The 17352-nt window shown below is 58.6% G+C and carries 20 protein-coding genes; 8 read left to right on the top strand and 12 right to left on the bottom strand.

Annotated features, from left to right (window positions below):
- Positions 1 to 172 precede the first annotated feature (172 nt).
- From V9G17_11915 to V9G17_11905, 3 genes are all read left to right on the top strand, one after another.
- Positions 173 to 1309 (top strand): lipocalin-like domain-containing protein, encoded by a 1137-nt coding sequence (locus V9G17_11915; protein ID MEI2753297.1) that lies wholly within the window; start codon positions 173 to 175, stop codon positions 1307 to 1309.
- An 82-nt stretch (positions 1310 to 1391) separates the two neighbouring features.
- On the top strand, positions 1392 to 2423 hold the full coding sequence (locus V9G17_11910; protein MEI2753296.1) for a YCF48-related protein: 1032 nt from the start codon (positions 1392 to 1394) through the stop codon (positions 2421 to 2423).
- 18 nt (positions 2424 to 2441) lie between these two features.
- Positions 2442 to 3050 (top strand): histidine phosphatase family protein, encoded by a 609-nt coding sequence (locus tag V9G17_11905; GenBank protein ID MEI2753295.1) that lies wholly within the window; start codon positions 2442 to 2444, stop codon positions 3048 to 3050.
- A gap of 16 nt (positions 3051 to 3066) precedes the next feature.
- Here the strand turns inward: V9G17_11905 and V9G17_11900 are convergent, their stop codons facing one another.
- A complete protein-coding gene (locus tag V9G17_11900; GenBank protein ID MEI2753294.1) occupies positions 3067 to 3558 on the bottom strand; it encodes a hypothetical protein in 492 nt (163 codons plus the stop codon).
- A 112-nt stretch (positions 3559 to 3670) separates the two neighbouring features.
- Between V9G17_11900 and V9G17_11895 the strand changes: the two genes are divergently transcribed.
- Positions 3671 to 4027, top strand: a complete 357-nt coding sequence (locus V9G17_11895) for a hypothetical protein (GenBank protein ID MEI2753293.1) — start codon at positions 3671 to 3673, stop codon at positions 4025 to 4027.
- On the opposite strand, the gene V9G17_11890 is transcribed toward V9G17_11895, so the two are convergent.
- Positions 4024 to 4680 carry a hypothetical protein gene (locus V9G17_11890; GenBank protein MEI2753292.1) on the bottom strand — a complete coding sequence of 219 codons (657 nt, stop codon included), beginning with the start codon at positions 4678 to 4680 and terminating at the stop codon, positions 4024 to 4026. The genes V9G17_11895 and V9G17_11890 overlap by 4 nt on opposite strands.
- Positions 4681 to 4897: 217 nt before the next feature.
- Here V9G17_11890 and V9G17_11885 point away from each other — a divergent pair, with 217 nt between their 5' ends.
- Positions 4898 to 5596: a methyltransferase domain-containing protein gene (locus V9G17_11885; protein MEI2753291.1), complete on the top strand. Its 699-nt coding sequence runs from the start codon at positions 4898 to 4900 to the stop codon at positions 5594 to 5596.
- A gap of 60 nt (positions 5597 to 5656) precedes the next feature.
- Here the strand turns inward: V9G17_11885 and V9G17_11880 are convergent, their stop codons facing one another.
- The 7 genes from V9G17_11880 to V9G17_11850 form a co-directional block, all read right to left on the bottom strand.
- The gene (locus V9G17_11880) at positions 5657 to 6439 is read right to left on the bottom strand and encodes a hypothetical protein (GenBank protein MEI2753290.1); all 783 of its coding nucleotides are present in this window, start codon (positions 6437 to 6439) and stop codon (positions 5657 to 5659) included.
- Between the two features lie 131 nt (positions 6440 to 6570).
- Positions 6571 to 6774, bottom strand: coding sequence for a hypothetical protein (locus tag V9G17_11875; GenBank protein MEI2753289.1), 204 nt, complete (start codon positions 6772 to 6774; stop codon positions 6571 to 6573).
- A gap of 152 nt (positions 6775 to 6926) precedes the next feature.
- The gene (locus tag V9G17_11870) at positions 6927 to 8228 is read right to left on the bottom strand and encodes an ABC transporter ATP-binding protein (protein ID MEI2753288.1); all 1302 of its coding nucleotides are present in this window, start codon (positions 8226 to 8228) and stop codon (positions 6927 to 6929) included.
- On the bottom strand, positions 8229 to 9086 hold the full coding sequence (locus tag V9G17_11865) for an ABC transporter permease (protein MEI2753287.1): 858 nt from the start codon (positions 9084 to 9086) through the stop codon (positions 8229 to 8231).
- Between the two features lie 369 nt (positions 9087 to 9455).
- Positions 9456 to 10001 (bottom strand): hypothetical protein, encoded by a 546-nt coding sequence (locus V9G17_11860; protein ID MEI2753286.1) that lies wholly within the window; start codon positions 9999 to 10001, stop codon positions 9456 to 9458.
- A gap of 168 nt (positions 10002 to 10169) precedes the next feature.
- Entirely contained in the window at positions 10170 to 10529 is a 360-nt protein-coding gene (locus tag V9G17_11855) for a DUF1499 domain-containing protein (GenBank protein MEI2753285.1), read from the bottom strand.
- A 168-nt stretch (positions 10530 to 10697) separates the two neighbouring features.
- A complete protein-coding gene (locus V9G17_11850) occupies positions 10698 to 11864 on the bottom strand; it encodes an acyltransferase (GenBank protein MEI2753284.1) in 1167 nt (388 codons plus the stop codon).
- A 270-nt stretch (positions 11865 to 12134) separates the two neighbouring features.
- Here V9G17_11850 and V9G17_11845 point away from each other — a divergent pair, with 270 nt between their 5' ends.
- From V9G17_11845 to panC, 3 genes are all read left to right on the top strand, one after another.
- Positions 12135 to 13310: an LL-diaminopimelate aminotransferase gene (locus V9G17_11845; GenBank protein ID MEI2753283.1), complete on the top strand. Its 1176-nt coding sequence runs from the start codon at positions 12135 to 12137 to the stop codon at positions 13308 to 13310.
- Between the two features lie 98 nt (positions 13311 to 13408).
- Positions 13409 to 13972, top strand: a complete 564-nt coding sequence (gene folK, locus V9G17_11840) for a 2-amino-4-hydroxy-6-hydroxymethyldihydropteridine diphosphokinase (GenBank protein ID MEI2753282.1) — start codon at positions 13409 to 13411, stop codon at positions 13970 to 13972.
- Entirely contained in the window at positions 13969 to 14826 is an 858-nt protein-coding gene (panC, locus tag V9G17_11835; protein ID MEI2753281.1) for a pantoate--beta-alanine ligase, read from the top strand. Before folK ends, panC begins: the two co-directional genes overlap by 4 nt.
- Before the next feature lie 83 nt (positions 14827 to 14909).
- On the opposite strand, the gene V9G17_11830 is transcribed toward panC, so the two are convergent.
- The 3 genes from V9G17_11830 to V9G17_11820 are packed head-to-tail and all read right to left on the bottom strand — an operon-like array spanning position 14910 to position 17261.
- Positions 14910 to 15419: a PilZ domain-containing protein gene (locus tag V9G17_11830; GenBank protein MEI2753280.1), complete on the bottom strand. Its 510-nt coding sequence runs from the start codon at positions 15417 to 15419 to the stop codon at positions 14910 to 14912.
- 1 nt (position 15420) lies between these two features.
- Positions 15421 to 15849, bottom strand: a complete 429-nt coding sequence (locus V9G17_11825; protein MEI2753279.1) for a MazG nucleotide pyrophosphohydrolase domain-containing protein — start codon at positions 15847 to 15849, stop codon at positions 15421 to 15423.
- On the bottom strand, positions 15846 to 17261 hold the full coding sequence (locus V9G17_11820; protein ID MEI2753278.1) for a DNA recombination protein RmuC: 1416 nt from the start codon (positions 17259 to 17261) through the stop codon (positions 15846 to 15848). Before V9G17_11820 ends, V9G17_11825 begins: the two co-directional genes overlap by 4 nt.
- Between the last annotated feature and the right edge of the window lie 91 nt (positions 17262 to 17352).

Below are 17352 nucleotides of genomic sequence, written 5' to 3'. Positions count from 1 at the left end.
GATAGCTGATGCTTTGCAAAATTGTCAACGCCGCCACACAACGCGGCCACGGAAATCACCGTCACAAAACCCTCATGAATACTGGCGTTCTGGCGCCTATTCTTCTAAATGGTGTGCCGCGTTCATGGTCGGCGATGATCACCGGGCATAGGCAACCGACGACGGGCCTGACGTGATCACATCGAGGCTTTCTACCATCATCGCCTCGCTGATCATGGTGGGATTCCTGTCCCTGGCCGCACATTCCCTGGCGGCAGACAAGCCACCTTCCTTTGACACCGCCACGACCGGCTACCGGTATCAATTCCCGAAAGACCATGGCGCTCACGAACGGTTTCGCACTGAATGGTGGTATTACACCGGCCATCTCACGGCCGCCGGCGGCCGGCAGTTCGGATTTGAGCTCACCTTTTTCAGACGAGGCATGCCCCCGGAACAAGTCCGGACGCTGCCCTCACAGTGGTCGATTCAACAACTCTATCTCGCGCATTTCGCCCTGACCGACCTTGAGGGCAAGCGATTTCTCTACGCCGACAAACTCAGCCGCGCAGGTCTCGGAAAGGCCGGCGCAGAAGCCGATCAACTGCGGGTCTGGATCGACCGTTGGTCGGCCTCAACGGATACGCGCCAGCCGGACCGCCAGCGACTGCAGGCCGCCACCAATGATTTTGCGATCCAGCTTGAGGTGACTCCTCGCAAACCGCCGGTCATCCACGGCCAGGACGGCATCAGCCGCAAAGGCGCCGGGCCTGAGCAGGCTTCCCACTATTATTCGCTCACACGCCTGACCACTGAGGGGGAGATTCGGATCGGCGCGGATACCTTTTCCGTCTCCGGCCTCAGCTGGATGGATCACGAATTCGGCTCAGCCGACCTGGGACGGGACGTGGTGGGGTGGGACTGGTTCAGCCTGCAGTTGAGCGACTCGACTGAGCTGATGTGGTATTCCCTGCGAAGGAGCGATGGATCGGCGGACCCTGTCTCCAGCGGCACCTTAGTCTTCGCCGATGGACGAACCCAGCCACTCACAGCCCAGGACGTCACGATTCAGCCGCTCGACTCGTGGACAAGTCCGCGATCGAAGGCGCAGTATCCGCAACATTGGCGAATCACAGCCCCCTCCCTAAGCCTCAACCTGGACGTCACCTCGCTGCTCGCCGACCAGGAGTTGGACACGGCGCATAGCACTCGCATCATCTATTGGGAAGGAGCCGTGTCTGCCACGGGACAGGTCCATGGCAAGGACGTCACAGGACGCGGCTATGTCGAACTGACGGGCTACACGAAACGCTTCACCCCTCGACTGTAGCCACTTGCCTGATGCCGTACCTTGACTCAGTCACCACGCTATGGTTAGGTCTGCGGCCATTGTGATGATACGACGACCTCGAATGGCCACCCTGCTCCGCAGATCCGTCTGCCTGGTCGGCTTACTCCTCCTCGCCTGCGGGTCGCGTGAAGCGGCGGTCGTCTCGATCGCGCTCCATCCGTCGAACCCCAACATCGTCTATGTCGCGACAAACGAGGCCGTGCACAAGACCCGCGACGGCGGCGCGACCTGGGAACAGTTTGAGCCTTTCACGGCCCGCCGCGTGACGACCCTGGCGATCGACCCGAAACTCCCTGCCACGGTCTATGCGGGCACGATGGGCGATGCGATCTATAAAAGCCCCGACGGCGGCCAGCATTGGCTGCCGCATAATGTCGGGCTCAAAGAGCATGTGTCCTTCGTCAACGAAATCATCTTCCATCCCGACAATACCGAACTCATTTACCTGGCCACGACGGTGGGCGCCTTCATCAGCAAAAACGGGGGGCGTGAATGGGAAGAGCGGATGGCAGGGATGAAGGAAGTGCATATCGTCACCTGCATCACTCTGGATCATCAGCACCCGCGCGTGTTGTACGCCGGGACGACGGGTGGAACCTATCGCAGTGACGACGGCGGCACCACCTGGCACAAGAAAAACGGCGGACTCATACCTGACGAGGTGCTGAACGCCGCCATGGCGCTCGGAGTGAATATGTTGGCCGTCGATCCGCGAAATTCCGACATCGTCTACGCCGCCACGACCAAGGGGCTGTTTCGATCCGGCAATCGAGGGGACTACTGGGAGCAAATCGGACAGCACTTGGCCAATCAATTCATCAGTACCTTGGCCCTACACCCGACGGATCCCAACATTTTCTACATCGGCGGGCCGGAGGGCATTCTCAAGACCGTTGATGGCGGAAAAACCTGGCAGCCCCACAACCAGGGACTGACCACTATGAACGTGCGCACGATCAGCCTCAGCCCAAGTGATCCAGAGCTGCTCTATCTGGGCACCAATGGCAGCGGGTTGTATCGGTCGACCAATGGCGGAGCACAGTGGACCCCGATCCCCTTGACCAACCACGCGCAAGCCGCACCCGCGTCATAGGGTCGGCGAGGACGACCAATGCCGATCATTCTGCTCATCAGACATGGAGAAACGGAGTGGAATCGATCCGGCCGGGTGATGGGTGATCAGCCGATTCCCCTCAACCCGACCGGCGAAGAACAGGCCCGCACCTGCGCCGCCATCCTTTCTCGCACCCCGATCGCAGCCATCTACACCAGCCCCGTTCTGCGGGCCGCGCAGACCGCCGAGATTCTACGTGGTCCGCATGCGGTCCCGCTGCATCTTGCTTCCGGGCTGAGCGAGATCGGCGTGGGAATGTGGCTCAATCGTTACTGGCATGAATTCGCCGACGACCCGGCCAAGCGGGAGTGGTACACCCACCCGGATCGAGCCCGGCCTTCCGGCGGAGAAACGCTGCGCGAGGTCCAACAGCGCGCGGTGGCGGCAGTGGAACAGGCTCTCGCCCCAGCCCACGACACCCCCGTCGTCATCGTGTCCCACGGGGATGTCATTCGGGCGATTCTCGCCCACTACCTGCATCTCGACCTGGCGATCATTCGCCAGGTGCACATCGATCACGTGGCGGTGAGCGGGCTGGATCTGGCAGGCGCCGCAGCCCAACTGCTGTTCCTCAACCATCGCCCCGGCTTGGACAAGCTTCTGTAGTCGACAACCCTGCCGGCTACGGTTGAGCGGCAGCAGGGGCCGCACCGTCCGCACCCTTGCCGTAGTAACGGCTGCCATACCGCTTCAATTCATCGGACAATCCCGTCCATTCTTCGGCTGTCAGCAATCCCTTCATCTTGAAGCGCAGACTGAGCATCCGTGCGGAGGAACGCATCCGGTTGTTGTTCAGGTCGTCGAGAATCTTCGTAAACTCCTCGGGCGTGGCCGTGTAATTGGCATTCAGCTCGTAGAGCGCGCGATGGGATTGGCGGTGCTGCTCTCGTGCCGACTTGATCTCGGTGATCATCTCCCCCATCACCACATTGACCTGTTTTGCAGTTTCGGGGTTTTTCACATGTTTCTCAACCAAACCGGTCACATCCTGAGACGCCTTGCTCCAATAATAGTCCCCCTTCCCATGCCCATAACTTCCGTGGTGATGGGAAGAACAACCGGTCAATCCGGTCGCGAGTACAGCGAGAAGCACAACCAAGGATCGATAACGCATGACAGCCTCCATGAAATAAGAAAAATGAATGGTTCGCACGAAAACGCGTTGCGCCGCGTGTCGTTCCTCCCGTAAGCTTGCCTGCAACAGGGCATCCCACAGGAGTACCGATATGGGCGCACAGAAGGATCACCGGCAGGGAACCGGCCCGGTGGAATCGCTCCGGGACGAATTCCGGGAGCATCTCCACCTATTCTATAGCACGCTCAAACTGGCCGCTCCCTACGACACAGTCGAGAAAGCCCTGGGAGCCCTGACCACGAGACTAAAAGCCCTCTCTCCGGAGGAGCTCCAACAGTTATCCACGGACCCATCGCTGCGATGGACGCACTTCCGGCAGGCATTCATCGAATCCGGTCTGCGGTCAAAACATCGCGGGATCATCGCCGGCCTCGCACGATCAGGAGCGGCACTGGCCCTGCCGCCGGAATTTGAACACCTGCTCGACCTCTACAGACCGGCCAGCTAGGCGGCTCCGTCACTTTTCAACACCACCTCCCGAAGCTCCGCATACACCTGCATCAGCCTCGTGTTTTCGATACGATAGGCCACCGTAATCGTCAACAGGCCGAACGCCACCACGATCATGCCAACACCAGTGACGCCAACACCCAACAACACACTTCCCAGTGATTCGAGCCCTCCTTCACGCACATAGGTAATCAGAAATCCAAGCGTTCCGAACCCTACGAGGCTGAACCACAGAAACGTGAGAATCGAAGAGGACCAGGGCGCCCGCTTCGTGCACACCATCCTGATCCCCTCACCCTCCGACGCCCACACGATGGACCCTTTCAACGGCCAGGCCGTGCGAAACCGCATCGAGAACAGGCGATGAGTCGGCCTGATGACCATCCGGCTTGCCTCCGGAAAGACCCGCGCCACACCGTGGGGCAGACTCAGAAAACCGTTGTGATCGAACGTGCGCAGCAGTTGGCGGGCAGTCACCGCAGCAAACTGGTCCTGTACCTGTCCGATCCCATAGCCATAGCGGCTGGCATCGGACGAGAGACGCGTAAAGTACATCCAGTCGCCGACGATCAATCCGATACACAACACGATGGCAAACGCCCCGGCCAAAATCATGACGGAAACTTCCCACAGGGTTTCACGGAGAATCAAGTCCGGCCCTCACGCAGGAGCACTCAAAAACCAGAGGAACCTGTTGACTCCCTATGAGTGCTTTGGCTACATTAAGCCCGTTCTTGTCCGGCGGGTGAGGACGAGTCATCCGGATTGCAGTCCCGCCTTCATAGATTTTTCCACGCCACACATCTCATCACCGTCACTGCTGCACGCAGGGTGTACAGGTGGAGAGGCGTGATTTTTCGGAGGGACGATGGATATCGCCAAAGTCGAGCGAGTGTACACCAGTTATTCCGGCGTCTACGATCATATTTTCGGAAAAATCTTTCACGAGTCGCGTGAAGCGTGCGTGCGCAATCTCAGGATCCGACCCGAAGAAAAAATTTTGGAAGTCGGCGTGGGAACCGGAATCGCCCTGGAGTACTACCCGAAGAATTGCGAAATCATCGGCATCGATCTCTCCTCAGGCATGCTGGCGAAGGCCCGGCAACGCCAGTCGCACTATCATCTGGATCATGTGCGGCTGATGCTGATGGACGCAGGAAAAATGGATTTTGCCGATGACAGTTTTGATACGGTGATGGCCGCCTATGTCGTCACGGCCGTCCCGGATTATCGCAAAGTGGTCAATGAAATGATTCGCGTCTGCAAACCAGGCGGGCGCATCATCATGCTGAACCATTTCAGCAACGGCAACAAGCTGATCGCAGCCGTCGAAAAAGTTATTTCTCCCCTCTGCAAACATATCGGCTTCCGTACCGATCTCTCGCTGAATACCGTTCTTGAAGGCACCAATCTCCAGGTCGCCCGCAAAGAAAAGGTCAACCCGATGAAGTTCTGGCACTTAGTGGAATGTGTCAACCAGAAGGGGGCCCAAAACGGCAGCGTGAATGGGAATGGACACGCCAAGAGCAACGGCAATGGGAACGGAAGGCACGGATACCACAGCTAATCCATCTGACCCCGAGGCGTCCTCTCACTCACGGCCCCGAACGGTTCGCCCGAGTATATTTTACTTCACCCAATCCTCATTCGAGAAAATCGTCTGCTCTACCAGGCACGTTCCAGGGTAGTGCTGCATGATGCGATCGCTCACCAGGCTCAACAGCCGACCGCTCGATCGACCGGCAGCCTCATGAACCTGCAGGCTGATTCCAAATCCGGCCCCATCGATCGGACCATAGGTTTCCACACGAAGCGCGGCGGCAGGCCCAGCATTCGTCTCGGTTGCCGCAATGAGTTCCCCCTCCCAACACATCGCCCGCTGACCGGCGACCCGACGGGATGCCGCTTTCCAGCTACAAGGGGCCCCCGCTTGATCCAACTGAGCGAGCAGCCAGCCGACCGTGGGAGGCTCCCCGGCGTCGGCCTGAAACGTCCACTGCGCAACCGGGCTAGCCATGTCCGCATCGCTAGCCGGTAACGAAACTTCCTCCAACGTCGCCTCTTCGCACACCACAAAGAGGTTTCCGTCAGGATCGAACCAGAACCGCAATTTCCCCTCGCTCGACTCCACATGGATCTCGTCGAGGAGGGAACAGTCGCGCCCTTCCTGCTCAAAGATCGACAGATCAGAGACCCCATACATCGTCAGCTTGGCCACCCGCAAAACACCCTCGACGTGATACCGCACGACAACTGTCGCCACGGTACCGGCCCTGACTTCACGCCCTGATTCCTCGTCAAAGAGTCGGCGCTTGGACAGCTGTACATCCGTGACATGTCCGCCACGAAACCCGTGCGTGTGCGACAGAAACCAGCGGAGGTCCTCCACCGTCTTCATTGAATGGGTCATGAATTCACAACGACCTTTCTCTGGGGTAGCGCCACCCGACGTCCACGCTCCGGTTACCTTATCACGTCGGGAATGTTGAGGAGAGATCGAAGTGGAGGGTGGGTCGGAAGAGAGACGGCTTCCTGTCGGCGCTAGAACAGGGCTTGTTGCTGCTTGGCCTCTGCCAACTGACGCTCCAGCTCATCCACACGCTCCTGGAGGCGTTGATTATCGAGGCGCAGGAGATCGAGCCGGTCCAACAATTGTTCCCGTTGGATATTCGTCCATTTCAGCGTGCGCCTCAATCCGGCCAGCTCTAGTTGTGCCTGCTGCCCGTCCTCTAACCCGGAATTCATGCGTACGCCTCAGTCGATTGCCACCCGGCAGTGATGTGGCAAATCGTAACGCACTCTGATCCCGTTGCGGAGCGATTACTGATTTATCGACAGGGAATGGAAGCGGATGGGGATGAACCGAACCGGGTGAGTACACCGAGAACGTGAGGCAATCAACTCGCGCGGGCGCGGGTCGGCAAGGTGTCAGCCGGGAGTCCCTCGCCGGCCTCCCAGCGATACCGAACCAACACCCCGTTGGCTTCCCAGCCGGGCGGGCACAACTTGCCGGTGCCATAGTAGTCGGCATCGAGCACAGACAATGGCGCGACGTTCCTAATCCAATCCTGCGCATGCCCGTTGGACTCGATATAGGATTGGAAGAAATACGCCCCGCCAGTGAGCGGCAATTCCGGCACCACGAAATCAACATAGCCCTCGCCGCGCAAGGTCAAGGGCTTCGGATCGACGATGTCGGTCGACAGGACAAAGAGGTCCTGCGCCTTCCGCCCATTCACCGAAATGCTGACGCGGCAATTCGAAAACTCTTTCCCTTGCGCGCAACGGTAATACATGCGAATCACCGCATCGCGACCGGTAATGGCCGCCGCGACAGGATGCTTGTCGCCATCCAACACCTCAATCCTGGTGAGCAGGATCTCGCCCAGCCCCTCCCGATCATGGCGCGCCTCAATCGCCGTCCCAGCCAGACCTCGGATCGCATCGGCATATCCTTCCACGACCTCGTGCGTCTTGCCGATCTTCGCGACTCGTCCCTTTTCGAGAAGAATCGCGCGTTCACACAATCCTTCAATCACGGTCATGTTGTGGCTGACGATCAACACCGTCCGGCCGCTTCGGCTGACTTCTTCCATTTTCCCTAGGCACTTCTGCTGGAAACTGGCGTCGCCGACGGCCAACACCTCATCCACGATCAAAATTTCAGGTTCCAGATGCGCGGCGACGGCAAAGGCCAACCGCACGTACATTCCGCTCGAATACCGCTTGACCGGCGTGTCGATGAACGCTTCCACTCCCGAGAAGGCGACAATCTCATCGAACTTTCGCCGCACTTCTTCTCGTCGCATACCCAACATGGCCGCATTGAGAAAGATATTCTCCCGACCGCTCAGTTCGGAATGGAACCCCGTTCCTACTTCAAGCAGTGAACTGACGCGCCCATAAATATCCGCGGTCCCCGTCGTCGGTTGGGTGATCCTGGAAAGGATTTTGAGCAAGGTGCTCTTCCCGGCACCGTTGTGCCCGACAATACCCAACACTTCGCCTCGTTTGACCTCGAACGAAATGTCCTTCAAGGCCCAGAATGAGGATTCCGACTCGGGTTCGCCACCCCTCCGCCGCGTCAGGCCTCGGAGACGATGCATCAGGTGATCGCGAAGGGTATTGTGTTGCGCCGTTGCGGCACCCAACCGATAGTGCTTCGAGAGGCGATCTGCTTTGATGGCAATCTCACTCATTCAGATCACATCCGCAAAGGTGCGTTCCATCGAGCGGAAATAGATCAAGCCGCCGACGAGCACAAGGAACACCACACCCAGACTCGGCAGAAACATCGTAAAGTCTACCTCGAATCCGGGGATGAGCGCCCACCGGAATCCCTGAATCACACTCACCACCGGATTCAACGCATACAGCGTTCGCCAAGACTCCGGCACCTTGCTGACGGGATAGAGGATGGGCGACACAAACATCCACAGCTGAATGAACATCGGCAAAATATGTCCGACATCCCGATACTTCACATATAACGCAGAAATCCACAGGCCGGCAGCCAGCGTAATCGTGGCGGCCAGACCGGCGAAGAGCGGCAGGAACAGAATCCGCCAGGTCGGGACGATTCCAAACCAGGCCATGAGGCCCAGGAACGCGACAAAGGCCAACACCAGATCGACCAGGGGCGCGATGGTCGCCGAAAGGGGCAGGATCAACCGAGGGAAATAGACTTTACTGATGAGCGGCGCCTCGCCCACTAAACTAGTCCCCCCTCGGCTCAACGACTGTGACACATAAAACCATGGCAACAGGCCAGCATAGAGGAACACCGGATAGGGAAAGCCGTCCGAGGGAATCTTTCCCATCACACTGAACACGGCGGTAAAGATGAGCATGGTCGCGACCGGCTGGAACATGGCCCACGCCACTCCCAGCAGTGTCTGCTTGTATCGCACCGTCACATCTCGCCACACCAGAATAAAAATCAGTTCCCGATAGTGCCAAAGCGCGGCGAGATCTAAGTCCAGGAGGCCCTTGGTAGGTTGAATACGGACGTGGGGCAACGTCAGCGGAGTCCCCTGCTCGACATTCGTCACAGACATAGCGCTCTCCATCGCTCCCTGTCACTTTCACCCCAAGATACTCCTCGGAGCGACGGTTGCTCACTCCCCGCAGCGCAGGGGTTCATCTTGACGGCGTGTCGACTGGCGCTAACTCCTACAGATCACTGTCTTTTATGTCAGACTACTCCGCGTCGGTCAAGAAATTCGATCCCTTGCGCGCAACGAAACGCATCGAGCCGAATGAGGGAGACGCCGCTCCTGGAACTGGTGTACGACCGATCATGCTTGCCACGGTCAGCACGAGTCGCACCTTCATTGCTTAGGTGCTGGTGGTGTGAGGACACGCCGACCGACGCGTGTAGGAACAGCGGGTTTGTCAATGAGCGCGTGCGAGACGGAACGGTTCGACTATGGTGCAGGCAAGGCAGGCTTTGGAGCAGCACGCAGTTCGTCGGCAGAGACATATCGAATGGCCAACCCTGACATGTGGAGCATCCAGCCCTGCCCGCCGCCGGCTCCCTGCGTAAAACTCCACGCATCCATTCGAAACGGATTCCAATAGCCGCCGCGATATGAATTACCCGTCGTGCCCCCCGGTACCGCCGTGCCCATGGTCGATTGGAACGTCGGGCCACGATCCGAGAGTCGCCGCACATCCGCTTCTCCCAGGACAACAGCATCGGCCCCCAACTCTTTCGCCCGGGCAAGAATTCGATCACGCAACGTGTCCTCACTCGCATATTCGCTGGTCGCAATGATGCGGGCGATCTGCACATGCCCATGGTTCGGCTCACGCTGTAACGTCGTGACATCCTCGCTTCCCGGTCGAGGCTCAAAGGCCTTGCTGGTCAAAGGATCCACCTGCACGGACACACACGCACTCAACAACCCGAGAAGAAGGATCAACGCGAGGCGGGAAGGCTGCTTCATGAGAGCACGATTTCGAATGTTCATGTCCACCGGTCCAGGCTCCGACTCAATGTGGCTTGATTGCATTCTATAGTGACGGCTTGGGAGGGGCAATTCAACCCCAAATCACTCCGAGACTCGATGGTACCCATCACCAACCCTGCCGTCAATCCGGAAACTCAGGTCTCCGATCCAACACTGCCCTATGTTTCACTACAATCGGCCGTCGACCACCGCCCGAATCTCCTCCATGCGACGCCGATTGACGCCAAGGTCACTATACCCCGTTCGGGAAGCCGATCGAAAATGGATCGTCTTCGTCTCATCATCAAACACAAATTCGACATCGTCCACGAATCGAAGCAGCAGACTCGTAAATTCATAATGGAGGTAGGCCTCGCCCTCTTCAACGACGTTCGCGCGAGGGAGGTTAGCCACGACGGTTTTGAGCGCCTCTTTGGCCTCCGCCAGAGTTTTCTGGTATCGATAGGGGGCAATCACATGCCCCTGATCGGATGCCTGGGTCGACACACAATTCGGACTGGAGGGGCAAGGCTGGAGTGATTTCATCATCGGCTCGACGGCACCATAGAGCAGCTACGACACAAGGAGGCCGGACCTGCAGGACAAAGTGGGATGACTTTTCACCGGCAGGATTGGGCGTGTGCCTCCTGACTGTAAGGAGAGTCTCCTCCACTGTCAACTGCTGCTATCGAGATCTGGGTGGCTCTGGTGTGGGCGCTAGCTGAAGCGAGCCATCAGCCAAGCGTGACAACGCGGAACGGCGGCCATCGCTGGTTTCTCAATCAGGCGAAACGTGGCAAAGCACAACGTGATGAGGATCGGCACAAGACAGAGCACCATCGCCCAATGTTCAGGAGCTGTGAGAGTCCCCGCCGGCTCACCGAGAACCAATCGATACGCCGCAAACAACACCAGGCTGTGCAGCAGGTATAGGCTATAGGCCATTTCGCTCAACGCGACGGAGGCCGGCCATTCGAGAATCCCGAAGATCGAGTTCCCGCAGGCAATAATGGTGAACCCCGTTGCCAACAGTACCACTGCAGGAAACGTGTAGGCGGTAGGAAAGATCCACATCGTTGCGCCCAGACAAGCAAGTGCAACTATGCCCCAGCCTCGCTGAGTGAATGTCGCACGTATCGCGGCGACACGCGCCAAGCTGGCAGCAGCGATCCCTCCCCCGAACGCATCCAACACAGACCAGCGAACGTCGGGCATGGCCATCGTGAGCATAACAAGAGCGATTGCGCTAAATATCACCCATGGGGTAGGCGGCCGAACACGGAGCCACCATGAACCGAGGGGAAGAAATGCATAGAACAACCATTCATACGGCAACGACCACACGGCACCGGCTAAGGGGACCGTTTCCGTAAAACCATTCACGGACACAAGCCCGGGGATTGTAAAGGTGAGCCAACTCGCGACATGGAGCGCAAACGTGGTGATTGACTCCTGCAAGCGAAATCCTGTGCGATAGAGCGACATGCTCACCACACCGATTACCACCAGGAAATATAACGGCACTAACCGGAAGATTCGGGAAAGGTAGAGGCGTGACCAATCGACCGGCTGCACTCGCCCGTCGAGCAGCTTGGACCAGAAGAGAAACCCCGTGATCATGAAAAAGAGGGTCACACTGCTTTGCCCAAGGTGCGTATAGAAATTTGACGGAGGGACATCCCATGTGCCGGAACGCAGATAAAAATACCAGATGGACGAATGGCTCAGGAACACGGCAAAGGCCAGATAACCCCGAAGCCCATCGATGGAGGCATATCGGGCAGGCGACGCCACCCGATGAAGACGTATATCCGGCAGGAGCCTCGCGGTGCCCAGGGCGAGCAGGAGCGCCGCAACGGCAGGCCACAGGCTGGTAGCATCCATATGCTCGGATGAGACCATAGGATTTCATATTTGTCTAACCTTTCCGGGAACCAGACCGGTCTCACGCGTCCCGGACTCACGAAACCCCGCCCAGAAATGCTCCCCTCCTCAAGCAGAACCGCCATCCTCCCCCTACACCACTCCGTTGATTGCCGGAGTGATCCTGCGGTACCCTAGCGCTTTGACTGATCCCAGGTTGACGGCAAGCAGCCGCCACCGATTGCACCCAACTGAGCGCCGACGCTTCGGTCAACAAAGGAGTCCTCACGCATGGCCGGTTTCCCGATTGAAGTCGCAACCCGCATTAAGACACTGCCTCCCTATTTGTTCGCCGCCATCGACAAGATGAAGCAAGAGGCACTGGCGCGCGGAGTCGATATCATCAACCTTGGTATCGGCGATCCTGATCTCCCCACGCCCACGCCGATCATCGATAGCCTGGCCCAAGCCGCCAAAAATCCGAAGCATCACCAATATCCCTCTTATGAAGGCATGTTGTCGTTTCGTCAGGCCGTTGCGGATTGGTACAAACGACGATTCGCGGTGTCGCTCAATCCCGCGGATGAAGTGCTGACGTTAATCGGATCGAAGGAGGGGATCGGCCACGTCCATCTGGCCTTTATCGATCCGGGCGACATTGTCCTGGTGCCCAGCCCCGGATATCCGGTCTACCCGGTCGGAACAAGCTTTTGCGGCGGCGTTTCCCACATCATGCCACTGACAAAGGCCAACGGGTTCCTGCCAGACCTCAACGCGATCCCGAAGGATGTGGCGAAAAAAGCGAAACTGATGTGGTTGAATTCGCCAAACAATCCCACCTCGGTCATCATGAGTAAGGACTACTTCAAACGCGTCGTCGAGTTTGCCCAGGAAAACCAGGTGATTGTCTGTCATGACGCGGCCTACTCGGAGATTTACTACGACGGCAAACGGCCGGCGAGTTTTCTCGAAGTGGACGGGGCGAAGGACGTCGGCGTGGAATTCCACTCCCTCTCCAAAACCTACAACATGACCGGCTGGCGGATTGGATTCGCCGTCGGCAATAAGAACGTGTTGGGCGGACTCGGCCGCGTGAAGAGCCAGTTGGACTCAGGCGTGTTTGAGGCCGTGCAGGCGGCAGGAATCACCGCGCTCGGGCTGGACGATTCGGTCACCGATGGCCTGCGAAAGATTTATCAGGAACGACGCGACACACTCGTGCCGGGACTGAAAAAGCTCGGCCTGGAAGTCGACCCGCCGCCTGCCGCCTTTTATATTTGGGTGACGGTGCCGAAAGGCTACACCTCCGCCTCATTTACGGCCCATCTTCTGGAGAAGGCCGGCATCGTGACGACCCCCGGCAACGGGTTCGGTGCGCCTGGCGAAGGCTACATTCGCATGACGGTGTGCACCACAAAGGAACGACTGGCAGAAGCAGTCGAACGAATCAAGAAAGTCGGGTTCTGATCCAGATATCGTTCGACAGACGTCCATCGAGAGGGCGTGGGACGGCAGGTCGGTCGGCCCTCGAATGGCAGGCAACAATCACTCGTTGACGAGGCTCCGTGGCGACGTCATTTATCGGCTTTGGCTCTAACCTGGGCAACCGCATCGACTTTTGTGACCGGGCCGTGACGCTGCTCGGCCTGCTCCCACACTCGCGGCTGGAGGCGGTGTCATCACTCTATGAAACCGAACCCCTTGAGGACGGGGCCGCTCCCGGTCCATCCTGGTTCCTCAATGGTGTGGTGCAGATCGAAACCAATATCGCCCCGAAGAGCCTCTTGGAAATATGCCGTGAGATCGAGCGCGCCTTAGGGCGTGATCAAGACAATCGCAAGGGGCCTCGGACTCTGGATCTCGACATCCTGTTGTATGATGACTGTATTCTCGGCGAATCAGCCCTGACGGTCCCCCATCCGCGGCTGCATCAACGACGATTTGTCCTCGCCCCGCTCGTGGAGCTCGATCCTGAGCGCCGACACCCGGTACTGGGACAGAGCCTACAAGAGCTCCTGTCGCAACTCACCGACCCGTCGGTCGTTCGCCTGCTCGATCCCCAGCCCAACTCTCGCTACGGATCCCGGCCGAGCTGCAGCGCGCCACCAACAGCCGAGCCGCGGACGTGAAGATTATCCGCACGACGTCGGCGATGGCTGACTGGAGCCGATGCCTTCATCGCGAAGGGGTCACCATTGGGTTCGTACCGACGATGGGGGCGTTGCACGAAGGGCACCGCGCCCTGATTCGTGCTGCCCGGCTGGCCTGCGACGCCGTGGTGGTGAGCGTCTTTGTGAACCCGACACAGTTCGGCCCGTCGGAAGACCTCACGAAGTATCCACGCCAGCTGCGCCTCGATCAGGCGCTTTGTCGACAGGAAGGGGTGGACGTCATTTTCTCCCCCACGGTCAAGACGATGTATCCGGCCGGCGCTCAAACAGTTGTGACCGTTCCTGAGATAGCCTGCCGCTGGGAAGGGCACGCACGACCACACCATTTTCAGGGCGTCGCAACGGTCGTCACGAAACTGCTCTCCCTCGTGCAGCCCGATAAGACGTGGTTCGGACAAAAAGACTATCAGCAAGCCGCCCTGGTGCAACAACTCGTGAAGGATCTCAACCTGCCAGGCCATCCGATCGTTCATCCTACCGTGCGGGAATCCGACGGGCTGGCACTTAGTTCGCGCAATATCTACTTGTCGCGTTCAGAACGACAAGCGGCCCCTGTGCTGTACCGTGCACTGCAAGCCGGAGCCGGGGCCATTCGTGCCGGAGAGCGGAATGGCTCCCGTATTCAGCGGCACATGGCTCGCGTGGTGGCGACGGAACCTCTGGCAACAGTGGACTATCTTGCGGTTTGCGACCCAACCACGCTCGCCCCACTCTCCACAGTCCCCCGTCGGGCTGTCCTGCTGGGAGCCCTCCGTATTGGAACCGTGCGTCTCCTCGACAATCTGCTGATTGCTGTCCGGCGCACGACCTAGGCTCGCACCCTCATGAGCCATCGTGCCGGCCAAAGGAATGAGCCGAAATACCGTGAAGGACACAAGACTGCGTGGATCTGCGGTTAGGCACTGACGCGGGGAGGGACTTGCTGATGCGCAAGAAGTTCCAGCACCAGCTGGCCCATGCGCTGCTTGTGATCGAGGGCAAACTCCAAAAACTTCACCCCGATCGACTGCGGATGGATGGAACAAATCATCGCGGCATCGACTTTGATATCGGGCAGGCCCGCAGGAGCATGCACGACCAACTTCACGAACGTGCCCCGCGGAAGGGAACTGGCAACTTGCAAGGTACAGCCGCCCATGGAAATATCGGTAATCACCCCGCCGGCCGTCGGCGAGTCGAGCATCAGCGATGCCACAAAGTTCACCTGCAGCCGTCGGTATTCACGACGATCGAATTCCTGCGAGGTCTGCCGGTTCCCTGGTCGCCGAGCCTGAAAACGAGTGGCGCACAGCTGGCAACGAACATGGAAGATAGACAGCCGGTTCAGCGTCTTCTCCACGAGATTCGTCCCGGACGTCACTCTGACACACGGCGTGCCGCACGCCGGACAATACAGCTCTTTCATGCTACAGCTCTGGCTTCTGCATCTTCACGTCTACCTGCGACCGGTCCAGTGAATTTCCAGACGACTGGGCAGCCAACAACGGTGCGACCTGGGCTGGAGAATACGTCGACGGTTTCACCCATTTACCATCCGCCCGCTTATGGCCCCCGACTTTACTTAAGTTCGAGCGATGGACCTCCCGAAAGACCGGATCCATATCCATGCCATACGACACGGCGGTACCATACACAACGTACAACAGATCGGCTAACTCCTTCGCCACCCCCGGAAGATCCTGGGCAACCATGGCCTCCTGCAGTTCTTCAAACTCTTCCTGAATGAGCCGTACCCGAAGTTGTCTGGTCGCGTCTTCCGGAAGGGACGGCCGGTCACTGATGGCAATCTCGAACTTGCGGTGAAACTCTTCCACCATCGCCTGTGGATCCATCATCCTAATGTCCCTATGTCTTCCGCCGCAAACGTCAGCCCCGACCTTGGTTCGACGCTGGAGGCCTCCAACAGCGCAATGTCTTTGTCCGATGATATCCCGAGGTCTTTGAATTTTCTCGCAGCCGGCAACACCCGCGACTCCAAGGATCCAACTGCCTTATTATAGGCGCCCACACTTTTCCCCAGGGCCTGCCCGATATCGTTCAAGTGATCGGCGAGAACGGCCATCCGCTCATACAGTTCCTTGCCCAGCCGCCCCGCCTGCTCAGCATGCTCGGTCAATTGTTCCTGCTTCCAACCATAGGCCACGGCCCGCAAGAGCGCCATGAGTGTCGTCGGCGTCGCGAGCACGACGCCCTGCGCGAACCCATCTTCGATCAGCGTGGGATCTTGCTCCAATGCCGCACCAAGAAACTGCTCGCCGGGCAAAAAGAGCACGACGAATTCCGGCGTCTGCCCGAACTGCGTCCAATAGGCTTTGAGGCTGAGCGCATCCATCCTGGTCCGTACCTGGCCGGCATGGCGAAGCAAATGTCCCTGTCGCTGCTGTTCATCCTGCGCCTCATAGGCATCGAGGTACGCCGCCAGCACGGTCTTGGCATCCACCACGATCTGTCGACCGCCGGGAAGATACACCACCATGTCCGGACGGATGAGCCCCTCTAATGACCCGACCGTATCCTGCTCCACAAAATCGCAATGGGCGACCATACCCGCAAGTTCCGCCACGCGACGCAAAGTCATTTCACCCCATCGCCCCCGCACGGACGGGGCCCTCAGGGCCTTCACCAAATTACCGGTTTCCTGCTGGAGCCGTTGGTGCGATTCGGCCATGAATTTCAGCTGCTGATCGAGGCCTCCGTATTCGCGCTGCCGAAGCTGTTCAGCCTGTTGCAACTGCGCTTGATATCGCTGCAGTGACTCCTCCAGCGGCTTCACCAATTCGCCGATGGCTTGCTGCCGCTGTGACAATTCGCCTTTCGCTTCTGCCTGCAAGGCCGCGAATGAGGTGCGTGCAAGATCCAGGAACGTTTCATTGTTGTGCTTCAACGCCTGACCAGACAGGGCCTCGAACGATTCGTGCAATTCCTGCCTCGCCTGGACTAACAATACCTTCTGATCATCCAGGCTGCGGGCAACCTCCTCCATCCGTGTTTCGGCCTTGGTCCGATCCTGCTGAGACGCTGTAAGCGCGTCCCGCAACTGCGCCATCTCTGTCTGCTGATCGTCTACGCGCTGTTGGAGCGCAGCAGCCAATGCATCAGCCCGCTGCGCACGCCCGCCGCTCTCGAGCAATCGGGCATGGAAGCCTGCGTGAACACGGACGGTGATCCACCACCCGGCTACCAGCACACCCACGAGGAACCCAATGGCCGTGCCAACCAAAAACGTCGGGGAACCGAGGTCGATCATGACGCTCCCCTACGAATGCTACGACTAATTGGAGATCTGTTCACCTGCTGGCTGTCGCGAAATAGAAAGAATCGTACGAGAACCACGAATG

It is taken from the genome of Nitrospira sp. (genome assembly GCA_037045225.1).
Lineage (GTDB): Bacteria > Nitrospirota > Nitrospiria > Nitrospirales > Nitrospiraceae > Nitrospira_A.
Note: the sequence above shows the minus strand (reverse complement) of the source record. Positions and strands in the feature narration are given on the sequence as shown.